Annotated in this window: 14 protein-coding genes; 6 read left to right on the top strand and 8 right to left on the bottom strand. The window is 37.7% G+C overall.

Annotated elements, in window-relative coordinates:
* Positions 1 to 17 precede the first annotated feature (17 nt).
* A complete protein-coding gene (gene gltX, locus ACF3OC_RS01420; protein ID WP_094281048.1) occupies positions 18 to 1,547 on the bottom strand; it encodes a glutamate--tRNA ligase in 1,530 nt (509 codons plus the stop codon).
* Positions 1,548 to 1,625: 78 nt separating this feature from the next.
* Between gltX and ACF3OC_RS01415 the strand changes: the two genes are divergently transcribed.
* The 5 genes from ACF3OC_RS01415 to ACF3OC_RS01395 all read left to right on the top strand — a co-directional run bounded on the left by ACF3OC_RS01415 (position 1,626) and on the right by ACF3OC_RS01395 (position 6,266).
* Entirely contained in the window at positions 1,626 to 2,858 is a 1,233-nt protein-coding gene (locus ACF3OC_RS01415) for a HAMP domain-containing sensor histidine kinase (RefSeq protein WP_094257695.1), read from the top strand.
* On the top strand, positions 2,839 to 3,375 hold the full coding sequence (locus tag ACF3OC_RS01410; RefSeq protein WP_094257694.1) for a DinB family protein: 537 nt from the start codon (positions 2,839 to 2,841) through the stop codon (positions 3,373 to 3,375). The genes ACF3OC_RS01415 and ACF3OC_RS01410 overlap by 20 nt, the downstream gene beginning before the upstream one ends.
* Positions 3,365 to 3,790: a hotdog fold thioesterase gene (locus ACF3OC_RS01405; RefSeq protein WP_218823973.1), complete on the top strand. Its 426-nt coding sequence runs from the start codon at positions 3,365 to 3,367 to the stop codon at positions 3,788 to 3,790. Before ACF3OC_RS01410 ends, ACF3OC_RS01405 begins: the two co-directional genes overlap by 11 nt.
* A gap of 269 nt (positions 3,791 to 4,059) precedes the next feature.
* The gene (locus ACF3OC_RS01400) at positions 4,060 to 5,334 is read left to right on the top strand and encodes a sugar MFS transporter (RefSeq protein ID WP_094257692.1); all 1,275 of its coding nucleotides are present in this window, start codon (positions 4,060 to 4,062) and stop codon (positions 5,332 to 5,334) included.
* 86 nt (positions 5,335 to 5,420) lie between these two features.
* The gene (locus ACF3OC_RS01395; RefSeq protein WP_094281088.1) at positions 5,421 to 6,266 is read left to right on the top strand and encodes a DUF2911 domain-containing protein; all 846 of its coding nucleotides are present in this window, start codon (positions 5,421 to 5,423) and stop codon (positions 6,264 to 6,266) included.
* 56 nt (positions 6,267 to 6,322) lie between these two features.
* Here ACF3OC_RS01395 and ACF3OC_RS01390 read toward each other — a convergent pair whose 3' ends face one another.
* The 3 genes from ACF3OC_RS01390 to cdaA form a co-directional block, all read right to left on the bottom strand.
* Positions 6,323 to 9,244, bottom strand: a complete 2,922-nt coding sequence (locus tag ACF3OC_RS01390) for an FAD-binding and (Fe-S)-binding domain-containing protein (RefSeq protein ID WP_094281047.1) — start codon at positions 9,242 to 9,244, stop codon at positions 6,323 to 6,325.
* A 3-nt stretch (positions 9,245 to 9,247) separates the two neighbouring features.
* Positions 9,248 to 10,156: a DUF1338 domain-containing protein gene (locus tag ACF3OC_RS01385; protein ID WP_094281046.1), complete on the bottom strand. Its 909-nt coding sequence runs from the start codon at positions 10,154 to 10,156 to the stop codon at positions 9,248 to 9,250.
* A 105-nt stretch (positions 10,157 to 10,261) separates the two neighbouring features.
* Positions 10,262 to 11,056, bottom strand: coding sequence for a diadenylate cyclase CdaA (cdaA, locus tag ACF3OC_RS01380; protein ID WP_169715207.1), 795 nt, complete (start codon positions 11,054 to 11,056; stop codon positions 10,262 to 10,264).
* 108 nt (positions 11,057 to 11,164) lie between these two features.
* Here cdaA and ACF3OC_RS01375 point away from each other — a divergent pair, with 108 nt between their 5' ends.
* A complete protein-coding gene (locus ACF3OC_RS01375) occupies positions 11,165 to 11,881 on the top strand; it encodes a pyridoxine 5'-phosphate synthase (RefSeq protein ID WP_094281045.1) in 717 nt (238 codons plus the stop codon).
* 68 nt (positions 11,882 to 11,949) lie between these two features.
* Here the strand turns inward: ACF3OC_RS01375 and lepB are convergent, their stop codons facing one another.
* Genes lepB through ACF3OC_RS01355 form a run of 4 tightly spaced genes read right to left on the bottom strand, consistent with a single transcriptional unit; the run spans position 11,950 to position 15,826 of the window.
* On the bottom strand, positions 11,950 to 13,392 hold the full coding sequence (gene lepB, locus ACF3OC_RS01370) for a signal peptidase I (RefSeq protein WP_094257688.1): 1,443 nt from the start codon (positions 13,390 to 13,392) through the stop codon (positions 11,950 to 11,952).
* Positions 13,393 to 13,395: 3 nt separating this feature from the next.
* Positions 13,396 to 14,139, bottom strand: coding sequence for a 4-hydroxy-tetrahydrodipicolinate reductase (gene dapB / locus ACF3OC_RS01365; RefSeq protein ID WP_094281044.1), 744 nt, complete (start codon positions 14,137 to 14,139; stop codon positions 13,396 to 13,398).
* 17 nt (positions 14,140 to 14,156) lie between these two features.
* Positions 14,157 to 14,906, bottom strand: coding sequence for a DUF5683 domain-containing protein (locus tag ACF3OC_RS01360; protein ID WP_094281043.1), 750 nt, complete (start codon positions 14,904 to 14,906; stop codon positions 14,157 to 14,159).
* On the bottom strand, positions 14,906 to 15,826 hold the full coding sequence (locus ACF3OC_RS01355) for a ParB/RepB/Spo0J family partition protein (RefSeq protein WP_094257685.1): 921 nt from the start codon (positions 15,824 to 15,826) through the stop codon (positions 14,906 to 14,908). The genes ACF3OC_RS01360 and ACF3OC_RS01355 overlap by 1 nt, the downstream gene beginning before the upstream one ends.

Genomic DNA, 15,826 nt, shown 5'->3' with positions numbered 1-15,826 from the left:
TGATTTAAGTTGATTTCTTAATTCTGAAATTGAGGAACAGCGGTTTTAATTCTATCGATGACTTCCTCTTTACCAAGCACCTCAGTAATTTTGAACACATCAGGTCCAAACTTACCACCAACCAACATAATACGGAAAGGCATCATTAATTCGCCCATTTTCATTCCGGATTCAGCGATTTTATTTTTAAAAAGAGGTTCAAGAGAGGCAGATTCCCAAGTTGATTGATCAGCAAATAAATCTGCTACTTCATTGAAGAAGGTAGATTTTTCATCGGTCCACTTAGGTTTTACGGCATCAACGTCATATTTTTCAGGTTTTTGAAAGAAAAATGATGCTTGTTCCCAAAAATCTTCAATGTAAGTTAATCTTTCTTTAACTAAATCAAGAATAGATTCAATAAAAACATCAGTATATTCCGCTGTATTCAGGCCATGTTTTTCTAAAACGGCTTTAACTTCAGGCAGCAATTCTGCATTTGGCGCACGTTTTATCCATTCCTGGTTATACCATTTTGCTTTTTCAAAATCAAACTTTGCACCGGCTTTACTGATACGATCAACAGAGAATTTCTGAACAAGTTCGTTCATATCAAAGATTTCCTGTTCAGTACCATCATTCCAGCCTAGCAAAGCAAGCATATTGACGAATGCTTCAGGTAAGAATCCTCTTTCACGGAATCCTGTAGTAAGATCACCGGTTTTAGGGTCGTTCCAGTTCATTGCGTATACTGGGAATCCCAAACGGTCACCATCTCTTTTGCTCAATTTCCCATTTCCATCTGGTTTTAGAATCAACGGCAGGTGGGCCCAATTAGGCATTTCCTCTTTCCAGCCCAAGTAATCCCATAAAAGGATGTGAACTGGAGCAGAAGGCAACCATTCTTCCCCTCTGAAGATATGAGAAATCTCCATTGCCCTATCATCAACAACTACTGCAAGATGGTAAGTCGGCATACCATCGGCTTTCAACAACACCTTATCATCCACCAAACTAGTTTCAAAACTAACACGGCCACGAATCATATCATCAAATGCTACAATTTCGTTTTCTGGCATTTTAATACGAATGGTATGCGGAGCACCTTCAGCTAGGAGGCGTTCGGTTTCTTCCTCACCTAGGGAAAGGGAGTTTCTCAAGTTCATTCGGTTATCATGCGCATATCGGAAATTAGGATGAATTTTACGTTGTTCATCTAATTCTTCAGCGGTATCAAATGCATAATATGCATGTCCGTCATTAACTAATTGTTCTGCGAATTTTCTATAGGAAGGTTTTCTTTCGCTCTGACGGTAAGGTCCAAAACTTCCAGGGTTAATAGGGCTTTCATCTGGATTTAAGCCACACCATGCCAAACATTCCATAATATATTCTTCGGCACCTGGCACAAAACGAGTTTGGTCAGTATCCTCAATACGCAAGATAAACTCGCCATTATGGTGTTTTGCGAAAAGATAATTGAATAATGCGGTACGGACTCCGCCTAAATGTAATCCGCCTGTAGGACTAGGTGCAAAACGGACCCTTACTTTTTTGTCTGAACTCATAACCACAAAATTAAGCAATTATTACTTTTCTTTCTCGTAGCAATCTTAAAATGATTAATTTGGTTGACTAAATTCAATATGAAGCAACATCCCTATCGATATAATAAACAACAATGGAAGTTTTTCCTGTTTTTATTTGCGGCCTTAATTGCGGCTGCGTCGTTGCTTTACACGAACTATTTGGTTAAAAACCTTTCAAAATCAGAGCGGACGAAGGCGGAGGTCTGGGCAATGAGTACCCAAAGCATTGTATCCATGCCAGATGTAGATGATCAGTTTATAAGTTTTATATATGCTGTTCGGGACAGCTTATCACTTCCTGCAATCATCACCAAAGAAAATGGGGATATTATTTTCTGGCGTGATTTAGATAGTACGAAGACCAACATCCATCCTTCCAGCCAAGCGGTAGACACGAATCTGGTTTATGACCCACCCTATTTTGAAAAGCAATTGGAAAAGATGAAAAAATCTCATCCAGCAATTCATATTTCGTTAGATACGGGAGAAAAGTGGTTGGTTTATTATCATGATTCAAAGGCTTTGAGCCAACTGAGGATTTTCCCTTACATCCAATTATCGTTAATTGCTGTATTTCTAATCGTAGCCTATACAGTTTTTAATTCGATTCGGGATTCGGAGCAAAATTTAGTTTGGGTTGGTATGGCCAAGGAGGCCGCTCATCAACTAGGCACACCGATATCCTCGATGATGGGCTGGTTAGAGCTGGCTCGGATTACGTATCAAGGGCGGGATAATGCGTTGTTGGATGAAATGGAGCGGGATGTCCAGCGGCTTGAAATTGTTGCTGATCGGTTTTCAAAAATAGGATCTACCCCATCCTTATCCAATCATGTCATATTTAAAGTAGTTGAAGATTATGTGAATTACTTTAAGGTCAGAACGAGTAAAAGAATATCCTTTGAGCTTACTGGAGACCAGCAAGTCGAGGCTAAGTTAAATGTTCAGGTATTTGATTGGATTGTTGAGAATTTACTAAAAAATGCGGTAAATGCTATTGAAGGCGAAGGAAAGATAACGGTTAACATTTCCGAAAACATTGCAAAAGAAGAAATTTTTATAGACATTAGTGATACTGGAAAAGGGATTCCGAGGTCAAATTGGGAGACTATTTTCCAACCAGGATATACTACAAGGCAGCGTGGCTGGGGCTTAGGGCTTAGTTTGACAAAGCGTATGGTATATTATCACCGAGGACAAATTTTTGTTAAAGAATCTGAATTAGGAAAAGGTACAACATTTAGAATTGTATTAAAAAGTAATTTACGCTATGAACCCACTCAAATCTGACGAATATCCGGCGATTTTCAACGATTACATCGAAACCATCACAGGTGACGTTATGGAAGAATTAAATGAACAAATTGACTCATTTCCAGAATTTATTTCAAGCATTCCAGAAGAATTGGGGACTTTCAGTTATGCTGAGGGGAAATGGACGATTAAGGAAGTACTTTGTCATATCCTGGATGCGGAGCGCATCATGACCTATCGAGCATTGCGTTTTGGAAGAAACGACATGACCGCCTTATCCTCATTTGAACAGGATGAGTTTGTTGCAAATGGCAGACATAATGAGCGCAAAATGGAGGATATCAAGGAGGAGTTTATCCACTTGAGAAAGGCCAATATGTATTTATTCAATTCATTTGATGATACTGAACTGAGTAGAAAAGGGATGGCTTCAGACCGTTTAATTAGCGTACGGGCATTTTTATATATCATAGCAGGGCATTTAAATCATCATGTTATGCTACTAAAATCCAGATATCTAAAAGATCAAAATTTGAATGGTGATGTGGTATAGAGCGTATAGTTTAGAAGAGATCAATAGTCTATTTGCCATCAATATGACTGGTTTTTTAGACATTAAAGCTGTTTCCATTAGTCCTGATGCATTGGTTGCGGAAATGCCGGTGAATGAAAAAGTGAAACAACCCTATGGGTTGTTACATGGCGGTGCGTCCTGTGTATTAGCGGAATCCGTTGGGAGTATTGCCTCCAATATGGTCATAGATTCAGAGGAATGGGCAGGAGTAGGATTAGAAATCAATGCTAACCATATTCGCCCAGTGACCAAGGGTATTGTTCGAGCAACATGTAAGGCGCTTCATATAGGCAAGACCACTCATGTATGGGATATTCAAATTCATAATGAACGGAATCAATTGGTTTGTATTTCTAGGCTGACGATTGCCGTTATAAAAAAACCGAAAATCTAGAAAACAATTTGTTTTAACATCTGTTTAGCCTGTATCATATCTATATGGTTTTATGATACGGTTTAGGTTTTGAGGAGTCATTACGTTGTAATGTCTCTTTTTTTTAAAATAATCTTTCCGTATGCCCCTTCCCGTTAATGCTTGATTTTTAGTAAGGCTCAAACTTTTTACAGAAAATGCAATCGTTTGCTTTAGAAATTCTGTTTTAAAATATCATTTTATTTTATTAGCCTTGTGGCTACCTTATTATTAATTTGTAAATCAATTTTATGAGTACACAAAATAATCAATCTACCGTTGGGCCAATGATCATCATAGGTTCCCTGTTTTTCATCTTTGGTTTCGCGACCTGGTTAAACTCGCTTTTGATACCATATTTAAGGATAGCCTGTGAACTTACAGAGGTACAATCGTACTTTGTAACCTTCGCTTTTTACATTGCATACTTGGTTATGGCTCCTGTTTCTACATGGGTTTTAAACCGTTTTGGATTTAAAAACGGGATGGCTGTATCTTTAGGTATTATGGCAGTTGGAGCGTTGTTATTTATTCCTGCAGCCTATTCAAGAACCTATATATTATTTTTATTAGGCTTGTTCATCATGGGTGGAGGTCTTGCGATTTTGCAAACAGCATCCAATCCATACATCACGATTCTCGGTCCTGTTGAAACGGCGGCACGAAGGATTAGTATTATGGGTATCTGTAATAAATTTGCTGGAGCATTAGCACCAATTATTTTAGGATACTTCTTAAAACTTGATGAAGCGGATAAGGTAAAGAATCAGTTGGCTTCTATGAGTCCTGAGGAATCGAGCATAGCTTTGGATAAGATTGCTCTTCAAGTAGTTAATCCTTATATCGGGATTGTAGTGGTATTAGTAATATTAGCATTCTGGATTTCAAAATCAAATCTTCCGGAGGTTAAAGGCGACGAGGAGGAAGATTCAGAACATCACAAAGCGACTGAGAACAAACACTCTATCTTTGATTTCCCACATGTATTATTAGGTTTTATTGCCTTGTTTGCTTATGTAGGGGTTGAGGTTTTAGCTGGTGATACTATTATTGCTTACGGTACATTCTTAGGAATTCCATTGAATACAGCTAAATTCTTTACGGCCTTTACGATGGGATCCATGGTCGTAGGTTATATTATCGGTATTATTTGTATTCCAAAATATTTATCACAAGAGACAGCATTAAAGGCATGTGCTATATTAGGTATTATCCTAACTGTAGGAATTATATTTACAGACGGAATGGTTTCATTGACCATGGTTGGATTGTTAGGTTTAGCAAACTCACTGGTATGGCCAGCGATTTGGCCACTAGCGTTAAAAGGAGTTGGTAAATTTACCAGTGCTGCTTCAGGAATTTTGGTTATGGGTATTGCGGGTGGTGCTGTAATTCCATTATTATATGGTGCTTTAGCGCATAATGTTGGAGCGCATCAAGCATATTGGATTGCTTTACCATGTTATCTATATATCCTTTACTATGCTATTGCAGGACATAAGGTTAGGAAAAAGACTAGTGCTTAAATTAAGCAAAACAATGGAGTTAGATTACTAACTCCATTGTTTTTTTGGCACAGTTTCTTATCTTCGAATATTCTATTAAAATGATTATGAAAAAATTAGCGTTAAGTATCCTTGTTGCGGCAGGGCTTATTTTCACTTCTACTCAGGCAGAAGCACAATTAAAGTTGCCACAAGCAAGTAGTACCCAATTTATCCTTCAGGATTTGGGAATAGAACAAATCAGTGTGGTTTATCAGCGTCCTAGTGCTAGAGGTCGTGTTATTTTTGGAGATTTAGTTCCGTACAATGAAATTTGGCGTACTGGTGCAAATAATGCGACGAACATTACCTTCCAATCAGAGGTAATGATTGAAGGGCAAAAACTTGAAGCAGGAACCTATGCGCTATTCACTATTCCTGGAGAGGATGAGTGGACGATTATTTTCAACAATAATGCAAAGCAATGGGGAGCTTATACCTACGATAAAGCTGATGATGTATTGCGCGTAAAAGTAAAACCAAAAGCTTTAGACACTCCAGTAGAAACATTCACAATTGAATTCGACGATATTCATGAGCAATCTTTAGATCTATCTTTAAGTTGGGAAAAGACCAAGGTATCGTTCAATATTGCTGTAGATCAAAAAGAGGAAATCTTAGCGAGTATTGACGAGGCGATGAAAGGTGAGAAAAAGCCATATTTCCAAGCGGCTATGTATTACTTCAGCAATGGATTAGACATTGCAAAAACTGTGGAATGGGTGAAAGAAGCGGATAAAGGAAATAAAAATGCTCCGCATATTAAATATTGGAAATCAATGATATTAGCAAAAGCTGGAGATAAAGCTGGAGCTATCAAAGCTGCTGAGGAAGGATTAAAGATGGCGAAAGATTCCAATAACCAAGAGTACGTAAAATTGAATATGCATGCTTTAGAATCAGCAAAAAAATAATTCAATTGATATAAATAAGAAAGCGGAGGTTGATGGTTCAAACTCCGCTTTCTTATTTATTTTAATGCTTTATATAAGATTTCAACAGGATGTCTAGATTGTACTCCCGTACCATCCATGATTTGATGTCTACAACTTGAACCAGGAGCGGCAATCAACGTTGCTTCAGACTTGCTTCTAACCGCTGGAAACAACACCAACTCTCCTACCTTCATCGATAATTCATAATGCTCTTTTTCATAGCCAAAAGAACCCGCCATTCCACAACAACCGGAAGGAATATCCTTCACTTTGTAATTCACTGGAATTGTCAAAATCTTAGAGACCGTTGGTAGTAAACCCCAGGCCTTTTGTTGGCAATGTCCATGAAGCAAAATATTTTCTTCTTTGGTGGTAAATTGAGTCGATGAGATATTCCCTGCCAAGTATTCTTCCCAAATAAATTCCTCAATTGTAACTGCCAAGGGAGCTATTCGTTCAGCATCACTGATTAAATGTTCATCCACCAAATCGACATATTCATCTCTAAAGGTTAGGATAGTCGATGGCTCCACGGAAACCAATTTGGTATTCGCATTTAACCTTCCTTTGAAAGTTTCCACATTTTTATTCGCTAGTTTCTTTGCTTCCCTTAATAAGCCTTTGGACAATAAAGCCCTACCAGAAAAGGCATGAGGCACCATAAGCACTTCATAACCAAGCTTTTCCAATAACAATATCGCCTGTTTACCGATTTCAACATCATTAAAATTAGTAAACTCATCACAAAAGAAATAGACTGATTTAACTGGATCTTTATGTCCGGAAAAGGGTTTATCCTTTTCTTGAAACCATTTTCTTAAGGTCTTGGAGGCAATCTTAGGGATATGTCTTTCTGGGGCAAATCCTAAAACATTTTTGACCAAGCTACTTGTCAGTTTTGAACTGACCACCCAATTATATAATCCTGCAATAGGTTGCATCATTTGGGTCAGAGTGTCCACATGGCCAATCATCCTGGATCGGAAAGGTACGCCATGGCTATCATAATAACCTTGCAGGAATTCGGCTTTCAATTTGGCCATATCTACGCTTGAAGGACATTCAGATTTACAGGCCTTACAGCTCAAACATAAATCCATAACCTCCTTTATCTCCTCATGATCAAATGGATTTGCCTTTTCCGAGTGTGTTAGCATTTCCCTTAAGATATTCGCACGAGCTCGCGTTGTATCCTTTTCATCTTTTGTTGCCATATAGGAAGGACACATCGTTCCTCCGGATAAATGGGTTTTCCTACAGTCTCCAGAGCCATTACATTGCTCAGCATGTTGTAAAATCGTTTGTCCTTTAAATCGGAAAACGGTTTTAATAGGTTTCTCCACCTGCCCTGCTGTGTATCTTAGCGAGGTATTCATCGCAGGAGTATCTACAATTTTACCAGGGTTAAAAATCCCTTCAGGATCCCAAGCGTGTTTTATATCTTTTAATAATTGGTAATTATGGTCACCAATCATCAATGGGATGAATTCACCACGCAAACGGCCATCGCCATGTTCACCACTTAATGATCCTTTATATTTCTTTACTAAATGTGCAATTTCTAATGCAATGTCTCGAAAGAGTTGATTTCCAGCTTCAGTTTTTAAGTTGATAATAGGCCTTAAATGCAATTCGCCGGTAGCTGCATGGGCATAGTGAACCGCGTAAAGGTTATATTTTTTTAGAATCTCATTAAAATCATGAATATAGGCCGGTAAGTCTTCAACATCCACCGCCGTATCTTCGATTACAGCGACTGGTTTTTCATCACCTGGAACATTGCTTAGCAAGCCCAAACCAGCCTTCCTTAGATTCCAGACTTTCTTTTTATCATCCCCTAGAACTAATGGAAAATGATAACCTAATCCATGGGCCAATAAATCCGCTTCGACTTCTTTTACCTTATTTAGGATTGCCTCTTGGTCTACAGCATCATATTCCGCAATCAATATCGCTTCAGGATCACCTTCCACGAAAAAACGATTTTTGGATTGCTCAAGATTGCTTTTAGTACACTCCAAGATATATTTATCCATCAGTTCACTTACTAATGGATGATGTTTTAATACAATGAGATTCCCTTTTAATGCATCTTCCAAGGTATGGAAATGAACACATAACAATCCACTAGGATTAACCGGTAAAGGATTTACATGCACTTTTATCTCAGTGATAAAAGCTAAAGTTCCTTCCGAACCGCAGATTAACTTACAAAAATTAAAAGGTTCTTTCCCTGCTGTAAAAGGATCTGTTTCCAACAACATATCCAAGGCATAACCTGTATTCCGTCTATGGATAGATGGTTTGGGGAAATTTTCTCGAATCTGTACTTGGTTTTGGTAATTGCTTAAAATGCCCCTAACCTGTTTATAGATTTTTCCTTCTAAATTTTCTTGGGCACATTTTTGGTCAAATTCATCAAAACTTAATGCATGGAAGCTAACCTCAGAGCCATCACTCAAAAGTGCTTGAATTTCCAGCGTATGCTCTCGGGCACTTCCATAAATTAAGGAGTTAGACCCACAGGAGTTATTTCCCACCATACCACCAATCATTGCCCGATTCGCTGTGGAAGTTTCAGGACCAAAGTATAACTTGTATGGTTTTAAAAACTGGTTCAACTCATCACGAATAACCCCCGGTTGAACGCGAACCCAGGATTCTTCTGGATTTACTTCTAGTATTTTCGTGAAATATTTTGACACATCGACCACAATCCCGGCACCAACCACCTGACCAGCAAGAGAAGTTCCTGCTGTCCGAGGAATTAGTGAAGTTTTGTTGTTTCTAGCGAAATCAATAAGCAATAAGAGATCTTGCTTATCTTTTGGATAAGCGACAGCCAGTGGCATTTCGCGATAAGCGGAAGCGTCAGTTGCATATAACAAACGCATCTTCTCGTCCCAAAATAACTCACCACTTAGTTGTTGTGAAAGCAGGTTTAACTGCTCTTCCATAATCTATGATCCTTTAATTTGTGATGTGTAGGTACTTTCAAATATCTTATCAGCATTGTTGGTTTCAAAACCATCACGACGATGTTCTCTTTTGATTTCTGATTTTGATAAGTCCTTGAATTGAGGCAGAACACTGCGTTCCGCGAATTCTACATAACTACCAGCAATTTCCAATGTTTTACCATCAGCAAATGTAGCATCATATAAAGCTGAAACAGTACTGCTCTGTCTTAGAAGATTATCCTCACTGGTTTTTATCTTTCCACCAGAAGTATTCAGTTTAATTCCAATACTCTCCAAAAAAGCATTGAACTCTTCAAGGGTATTATATCCATCTTTTAATTCATGGATAGAAATGGTATAATGATTCAAATAATATCGGTTAAAGATAACCCAAGCTGCATATTCACTTTCAGCCAGCAATGTTTCATACTCCAGGGATGTTGGTAAATCCCAAAGAGGTTTTTGCAGGAAATCTGCGACTTCTTGGCCATTGTTTAGATCTAAAGAATCAACAGGGTCTGAAGTAATTGGGGAAGTATATTTTAGAATAATTTCCTGAGCTGCCGGGCTTAGCTCCGAAACCCGCAATTGAGATACAAAAATCCTTGGATAATGATCTGCAGGAGGGGCATACCAATGGGCATCTAATTTTTTCCCTTCGAAATAATAATAATCCATCTTTTTATAACCGAAAGAGAGAAAGATTTTTTCGAAAGAGGCGATTTCTAAATTTGGAACTCCTAAGGTACGGAACGCTATATGGTCATTTACAATATCAGACTGTGACTGCACTACGTCACGCTCCAATAGGGCTTTAGTAATTTTATCTACATCAGAAACGTTTGCACGGTAATGTTCAAACAAATCGTTTAACACTATATCGATAGGTTTTTTGTCGTCGAAATGCATAACAATGAATTTAGTCTTATAATTTGAATAAAGTTATCTAAAATTTGTCAAACAAAAACAATTGTTCAGTAAAAAAGAGATAACTAAAAATATTATTCAGAAAAACTACAATTCTTCCGCAAGAATCTTCTCTAACTCATCGGCAGTTAGGTTCATATTAATATTTCCATCCTTAGCGAAAGAGATTTCACCGGTCTCCTCAGATACAATTACAGCCACAGCTTCGGAAACTTCAGTCACCCCAATTGCAGCACGATGTCTCAATCCAAATTGAGGCGGTAAGTCTTCGCTATCGGAGAGCGGGAGTACAGAGCTTGCAGTCATAATTCTATTGTCTACAATAATCACTGCGCCATCATGAAGGGGTGAATTTTTAAAGAAAATACTTTCCAATAATCGTTTAGAGATTGGGGCATCAATCATGGTCCCACTGGTTTGATAATACTCTTCATCAAAGTATCGTGAGAAAACCAAAAGAGCTCCTGTTCGAGATTTGGACATATTCTGGCAAGCTTCAACGATGGGCTTGATAAATTCAGCATTATCCCGGTGGGTAGATTTCTTACCTCCGAATATGGACCAAAAGAATTTTTTACGTCTTAAGGATATATTTTTTCCGATATGCAGGAGGAATCTTCGTATTTCCTGTTGGAAAACGACAATCAATGCAATTGATCCCACGGAAATAAAACCACCGAAAATTTCGGTTAAAAGGCGCATCTCCATCTGCTTTACGACAAGGTAAATTCCGTAAAACAAACCGACACCAATTAGGATATTTACTGCTATTGTCCCTTTGATTAGGCTATAGACATAGTAAATAATAATTGCTACCAGCAATATATCTATAAAATCCAGCAGCCTGAAGCCACTTAAAAGATTGAAGTCCAAACCATCCATACTTCCTGCAATTTAAAAAATATTATCCATTGATGGACTGATTTAAAATCATAAAATGATAGGAATGTGGCTTGTTAAATGAGTAAATTTGTAAAAAGGAGCTAAACTATGACTAAACTTTCAGTAAATATCAATAAAATCGCCACATTGAGGAACTCGCGTGGAGGGAATGTACCGAATGTGCTTTCTGCAGCATTGGCTTGTGAAAAATTTGGTGCAGAGGGGATTACTGTTCATCCAAGACCTGATGAGCGCCATATTCGTTATCAAGATGTTTTCGATTTAAAAGCTAAAATTTCAACAGAATTCAATATTGAAGGGAATTGCCGAGAACAGAAGTTTATTGATTTAGTTTTGGCCAATAGCCCAGCTCAGGTAACATTAGTACCAGATGAAGAAGGACAGCTGACGTCAAATCATGGTTGGGATACCATTAAGCATCGTGAGTATCTTTCAGAAATGGTTAGTCTGTTCCAAAGTGAAGGGATCAGGGTTTCGATATTTGTTGATCCAGATGAGAAAATGGTTGAAGCAGCAGCTGAGACCGGCACAGATCGAGTTGAACTATACACGGAGGCGTATGCAACTGATTTTCATTCAAACAGAGAAAAAGCTATTGAACCGTATGTAAAAGCCGCTATGGCAGCTCAGAAAGTGGGATTGGGATTAAATGCTGGACATGATCTTGATTTACACAACCTACAATATTTTAAACAAAACATTCCTGGTTTATTAGAAGTTAGTATTGGACATGCACTAATCGCGGATGCACTATATCTTGGACTCGAGGAAACAATAAAAAGATATTTAGCCTGCTTAAAATAAAGTCGGCAAGCAACAAAAAAAGGGTGTCAAATTGTGATTTGACACCCTTTTTTTATGTATTTGAGACCTTAATGAATTGGTCTAAATATTCTATTCCATCTGATTTTAGATAAGAATGATCCATCCTCATCCCAACTTAACCAAGTAAATAAGGCTTTACCAACGATATGGTCTTCGGGAACAAATCCCCAGCCTCTTGAATCCAATGAATTGTGGCGATTATCCCCCATCATCCAGTAGTAATCCATTTTGAATGTATAACTATCAGTTTTTTGTCCATTCACATAATAACCATCAGATTTACTTTCAAAAGTATTACCCTCATACACGGTTATCGCTCTTTCATATAATGGAACAGTCAATGAATCAAGTTTAACAGTCCAGTCTTTTTTAGGTACTTGGATCGGTCCGAAATTATCATAGTTCCATACGATACCATTTTTATAAAATGGGAAAGCTTGAAAATTAGGATTGGCATCACCAGGTTCGTAGATAATTTCTTTAAATTCTTTGATATTAGCCCATTTTTTAATTATTTCAGCTTCAGACTTGGTCATATGCATTGCATATTGCCCCATGTTAGGATCGGTATATAATAGATCCATTTCGATACGCATATCCAACAACTTTTGTAAGTTTAAACCATTTGGCTCAGTAAACACCAAATAATTCGTTTGGAAATCATCATCCATAAAAGCAGGTTCCCCATTTACAAAAAGCTTTGTGCGCTCCATGGAAACAACATCACCAGGCATACCGACACAACGCTTGATATAATTTTCACGTTTATCAATAGGTCTATTGAAGGGAGCATCAGCCTCCATAGGATAATTGAATACTACGACATCATTTCGTTTGATATCTTGAAATCCAGGAAGTCTTTTATATGGAATTTTAATTGCTTCTGAATAAGCTTTGCCACCAGTTATTGGCATGGTGTGATGCGCAAAAGGAAATGCCAATGGAGTCATTGGAATTCTGGGGCCATAGTTCAATTTACTTACAAATAGAAAATCACCAACCAATAAACTTCTTTCCATTGATCCCGTAGGAATCATATAAGCTTCTATTAGGAATCCGCGAATCAAAGTAGCTGCCACTGTAGCAAAAATAATTGCATCAGCCCATTCTCTTGCTACTGATTTCTTATATGCATATTGTTTTTTGAATTCCTCAGTGGTTGATTGCCCCAAATATTTCACATTTGGATCTCTTCCCCACATTGGAAGCACAATAAACGGAACTAATACTGCTGCAGCATTCTCCCAAAACCTATGTTTCCCAAAAGATTTGATCAAGTTTAATAAAAGATCATACCCAATAAAGATATTTACAATCGGAACAAATAGCCACACTATCCACCAGGTTGGTCTTCCAACCAATTGTGCCATGACATACTGTGCATAAACTGGAACAAAAGCTTCCCAGCCTTGTTTACCAGCTTTTCTATACAATAGGTAAAGTCCATAAGCGGACCCAATGATGTATATGGCTAAAATGATATACCACATATATTATTTATTAAAATCAAACATTTCAGTTACTTGGTAAAATCCTTTTTTACCTAAGAGCCATTCTGCTGCAATAACCGCACCTAATGCAAATCCTTCTCTGCTATGTGCTGTATGCTTTAACTCAATTTGGTCGACCTCGGAGCTATACAATACCGTATGAGTTCCAGGAACCTCTTCTATTCTTAGACTTTCAATCAACAGTTCATTGGCTTTAGGGATTACTTCTTCCCCAGAACCTTCCACAGAGTTGACCCAAGTTTTCTTTTCGTCGTTATTTTCTAAAATTCCTTCAGCAATCGTAATAGCTGTTCCACTAGGGGCATCCAATTTATGAATATGGTGGATTTCTTCTACTTGAACATCATATTGCTTATAAGGATTGATGGCTTTAGCCAACATTTTATTGATATGGAAAAAGATATTTACACCAATGCTAAAATTCGAGCCATACAAAAATGACTGATCAGCTTCTAAACAGGTTTCTTTCACTTCGTCCAGGTGCTCATACCATCCTGTTGTACCAACAACCAATGGTAAGTTGGATTCAAAACATAGACTTATATTTTCTAAGGCTGCATGTGGAGTACTGAAATCAATAGCCATATCAGCATCTTCCAAATCTTCAGGAGTAATGCTGTTTCTATTTCTTTCGTCAATTATTAAAACGACTTCATGCCCTCTTTTCATGGCGAAGCGTTCGATTAATTGCCCCATTTTTCCGTAACCTAATAAAACGATCTTCATATAGTTAATTGGTTTTTTTATTTAAGGGTAAAGGTCATTTTTAATCCTGGAGAAACAAAACCAGATCCAGCAAAAGATCCCATACCAGGTGTGTAAGCGTAATTTGGCAGTAAAGTCGGTGAAACTTTAAAGCTTAGGTCATTGCTGATATTCCATCGATTTTTTAAAATTGAATCAACGTAGGCTTCAACAACATTCAACCCATACCATCCTAAAGTTACTAATACCGTCAAATCTCTATTTCTTCGACCATAATCTTTTTGCTGTACTAAACCTTGTACTGTCCAGCTTGATCCTAATCCAAGAGATTCATGATTTGAAGGCTGACCATAATTTTCTCGATATTGTAATTCAGTCAAGAACTCCTTATAGTACCACTGCCAATAATTGAAGGTTAATCCTCCGGCAACAAAACCACCATAAATAATTGGCACTTTAACCCACCATAGACCTCCATTTGTATATTGTCCCCAACCGGGTAAAATCAAGGAGCGCTTCCACGCAATTCTAGATAAACGTTCAATTGCTAACCTAGCTGAATCCTTTCGAATATCCTTATAGTAAAACTTCTCACGTTCTTTTTCAGCTTTTATTCTAGCCTTCCTTTCTGCGCGAGTTTCTTTTTTAACGGTATCTTGTTCAGCTTTCTTTTTTAATGAATCCTGAACTTGAATTACCTTTGTAGAGTCCGGAATAGTATCCTTTACTTGACTTTTTAGGCAAGTAAAAGATAAGATCATTCCAAAGAGCAGTAAAAATTTATACATTACCAGTCTAACAACTCTAAAATTCGGCTTAAATCATCCTCAGAATTGAAAGGAATTTCAATTGCTCCTTTACCTTTGGTTGATTTTACGTTTAGTTTAACCCGAGTGGCAAATTTTGATGCCAAATCATCTTCAATCTTTTGGTATTGAAAATTCAAAGGAGCTTCTTTTTTACCTTTTTGTTTTTTCTCTTTAGCTTGCTGAACCTCACGAACCAGTTGTTCTGCTTTACGCACAGACAATCCTTTTTCAACAATTTCTTTGAAAATAAACAATTGTTTATCGATTTCACCAACATTGATTAATGCACGAGCATGTCCCATGGAAAGATCTCCATCACGGATTGCGGCTTGAATCACAGGTGGAAGCTTCAATAATCTAAGGTAGTTAGTGACTGTAGAGCGGTTTTTACTTACGCGATCACCTAATTCTTCTTGTTTAAGGCTGCATTCTTCAATCATACGTTGGAAACTTAATGCAATTTCAATAGCATTTAAGTTTTCACGCTGAATATTCTCAATCAAAGCCATTTCTAGCATTTGTTGATCATTTGCAGTTCTTACATAAGCTGGAATTTCAGTGATACCGGCTAATTTGGAAGCCCTTAACCTTCTTTCACCAGAAATTAATTGGTATTCATTTTTGCCAATCTGACGAACCGTAATCGGTTGGATCAACCCTTGTACCTCAATAGACTCTGACAATTCCCTCAGGGCATTTTCATCAAAATCCGTCCTTGGTTGGAAAGGGTTAATGGCAATTTGTTCGACTTTAATAAAGTTTATACTACCGGCAGGAGAGCTCGGTGTCTTACTCGCAGGAGTTTCAGCAGGCTGTTCCTTAGGAGTACTGATTACCTCTTGTTGAAGTAACGCTCCTAAACCTTTCCCTAATCCTGTTTTCCGCTGTTGTGCTGCCAT

This window comes from Sphingobacterium cellulitidis, from assembly GCF_043187465.1.
Lineage (GTDB): Bacteria > Bacteroidota > Bacteroidia > Sphingobacteriales > Sphingobacteriaceae > Sphingobacterium > Sphingobacterium cellulitidis.
Note: the sequence above shows the minus strand (reverse complement) of the source record. Positions and strands in the feature narration are given on the sequence as shown.